Below are 2,822 nucleotides of genomic sequence, written 5' to 3'. Positions count from 1 at the left end.
CGAGAAGCTCCGCCTGGCGTGCCAGTGCCTGACGGTGTTCCTCTGCGTTTCGGATGACTTTGATCATGGTAGGGATTTCGTATTCTTATTTCGTATTGTTGGCCGGGACAGAAGAGGCGGAGAGATGGCGGGCGGGGCGGCTCGCTGCGGCAGGAGCCTGGGCCGGGGAAACCGTCGTCGGCGCGGCGGCGAACTCGATCAGCTGCACCATGCCTGGCCGTCCGGACCGGGCGAAGTTCACATAGGCGCGCACCCCGAAGAGTTCGGCATTCAGCGGAAAATGATAGCGGATGCCCGTGACCCGAACGCAACGTGGGAAGCGAAGCCTCAGCTCCTCCTCACTACGCCATTCGCAGGATCGGACTTGTCCTAACCATGCCTTGTAGTTCCCTGAACAGTTGGCGGCTTCGCACGGAAGCTCGAGATGCTGACCGTTAATGATCACCGCCGCACTAAGAACGATTTCGCAAACGATGACAAGAAAAACTTACCAATTATGTAATATTAACGAAATGAACCTTTCCAGCCGGGTTCGCCCGCCCTATCGGCGATCCGGTGAGCGTATCAGTGATTTCGCCGCCGAATTTGAAATATGATCGCTGAAATCCTTCATCCAGCCGCCGATCGTGAAGTTCCCCCGTCGAACTTCCAATTCCGCGTCCGTATCGGTTTGTCATCTGTCGAATGACCGATAGCGCGGAAATCCGAGCGATCCGGCGGCCGCCACCGCTCGGGCAAGACCGAAATCCTGAGGGCAACGCCTGAGGGCAACGAAGCTGATTTCCTGAAGCTGCCTCCCCTCCGTCCTGCGCCTCGAGAAACACTCGCATTTCTTTCCGCTCAAGGTCGTTCTGTATCTTGAGGGCGCGACCGACGCTTGTCGGATGGCAGGACTCCATGATGCCTGCTCCAAAGAAGGCGATGCCGAAAAGGTTGCCAATCCACGCGTTCAGGTCCGTATCACCGAAGTCGAGATGCAGGTGCCGGTGGAGGGGGAAGTCTTCCCCCCGGGCCTACCTCGTACGGCCCGCCCCCTTCGAGCGGGGACACCCTGCAACGCTTCCTCCTTCGCCAAGGCTTCGGCGGACAGGCCAAGCTCCGCAACGCCCACCACCATTCAGCGAACCCGGAGCTGATCCCGTCTTCCCTCCCCTACGCTCCGAGAAGACCGGGCTCCCGGTTCGGAAGAAAATCTTCATACCAGGGCACCGCTGAGATAACAGCCGCTGCCAACGGCCCCATTTGCTGCGGCGTCGATCTCGCCGCTGCCAACCATCATCAATGGTGTCGACTGGCGGCGTATCGCTTTCGATTTGCTTCTTGGCCATCGTGGATTTCTGAGCCGTTGTGCCTGGCGTTGCCCTCTGTGGGAAACTCCAGCCCAGAGAGCCCATTGAAATTTCCCGGTGCAATGAATTGAGAGCACTGGTGAAGTCACTCCTGAGGGCGGTGATTTCGGTTGTAAAAGTATCGGAGTTCCTACCCACCGAATCCCATTCCGCGAGATTCTCAAAAACGATCTCGCGGAGGTGCTCGCAGGTCGAACGGCCCTTTGCCTTGGCGATTGCCCTGAACCTTCGAAGGGATTCGGGATCGACCTTGCAGCAGAGGATCGTGCTGGCCCCGCTGGACCTTCTCAAGCCGAAGCTCTTTTCTAGAATCGAAGACGTCCACATCCACCTGCCCCCGTCGTTTGAAATCAAATGCCGTTCTACCACATCTTCTCCCAGCTGCGCAATGGACTGGCGGAGACCCAGCCCGGCCCGCCATGGACGACAGATTGCGAGCCGCCCGTCCTCTCGTAGTGCCGAATCGTTGCCGGACGATGTGCTAGGAGTCAGTAATCCGCAGCACCCCGTCTTCTCCCATGACTCCGGTCACGGTAAGACTGCGCTCTCCATCGCCCGGGTTTTGCGAATGGTAGTATCGAAAGGCGGCACTCGGATCATCGGGATAGCGCTCTTCACTGATCGGGACATGGCCGGAAACCACCATCGAAACTTCCGGACGGAGCTGACTCAGCAGCTCAAAGCAGACCTCTCGACGAGCGTCTGGAGCGGATGGGTCATACTCACAGCTCATGGAAATGCTTCCACCGTAATCCCCCTGAACCGACAATGTCTGTCCGGCAAGCTCACCTGAATGAGCAACGATGACTTCCACCGGATGGGGGCCGTCACCCAATGCGACTGGAGACCTTTGCTTGTCACAAGCGCTCATCGAAAGAGCGCTCAGAGCAAGCGCCGTGTTTCGTAGGGAGATCACTGTCATCATGCGGATTATCGGGCTGCATCCAGCCACAAGCCGTCCGGGCCGTCCATCCTATCCTGCAAAGAGGGCTTCGAGCTGTGCCATGGACGGACAACCCTGTGAAGGTCTGCGACCATTTTTCAGACGCCAGGGAGGGGAAGGTCTTCCCCTCGGGCCTACTTCGTGCGGCCCGACCCCTTCGAGGCGGGATCGGATCCGATCCTTCGGACCGGAATGAGCGCGAAGCCTGGTCGGCATCCAATTTCCTCCATTTTCATCCAATTGCCAAAACAGCGTCGAGAGGTCGCTTGGGTGGAAATACCTCGTCCAATCCGAGACATTCTCACACGCTCGTCTGAGTGAAAGCCGTGATGGCTGCCATTCGGCCGGAGGCCCAGTGCCCCTGGCCCGCAGCAATTCCAATTCGGAAAAAACCTGTGTGATTGGCGCGTGATTGCGGCTTTCAGAATCACAACCCATAGATAACCAGCAATACGTTTAGGGCTCGACTCCCCTCCCCTCCAGTCTTCGCTCTCCGCTCCGCTCCGAGCTACGACCGGGCAGGCCAGTTC

The 2,822-nt window shown here is 58.4% G+C and carries 3 protein-coding genes; 1 reads left to right on the top strand and 2 read right to left on the bottom strand.

Annotation, left to right across the window (positions count from 1 at the left end; translation table 11 throughout):
* Positions 1–85: 85 nt before the first annotated feature.
* Positions 86–445, bottom strand: coding sequence for a hypothetical protein (locus tag WBG04_RS13700; protein ID WP_424315015.1), 360 nt, complete (start codon positions 443–445; stop codon positions 86–88).
* Positions 446–884: 439 nt separating this feature from the next.
* On the opposite strand from WBG04_RS13700, the gene WBG04_RS13695 reads away from it, so the two are divergent.
* Positions 885–1,136, top strand: coding sequence for a hypothetical protein (locus WBG04_RS13695; protein WP_424315014.1), 252 nt, complete (start codon positions 885–887; stop codon positions 1,134–1,136).
* A 694-nt stretch (positions 1,137–1,830) separates the two neighbouring features.
* Here the strand turns inward: WBG04_RS13695 and WBG04_RS13690 are convergent.
* Positions 1,831–2,274, bottom strand: a complete 444-nt coding sequence (locus WBG04_RS13690; protein WP_424315013.1) for a hypothetical protein — start codon at positions 2,272–2,274, stop codon at positions 1,831–1,833.
* Positions 2,275–2,822 lie beyond the last annotated feature (548 nt).

It is taken from the genome of Haloferula sp. (assembly GCF_049672945.1).
Classification (GTDB): Bacteria; Verrucomicrobiota; Verrucomicrobiia; order Verrucomicrobiales; family Akkermansiaceae; genus Haloferula.
This window is presented reverse-complemented; position numbering and strand designations above follow the sequence as displayed.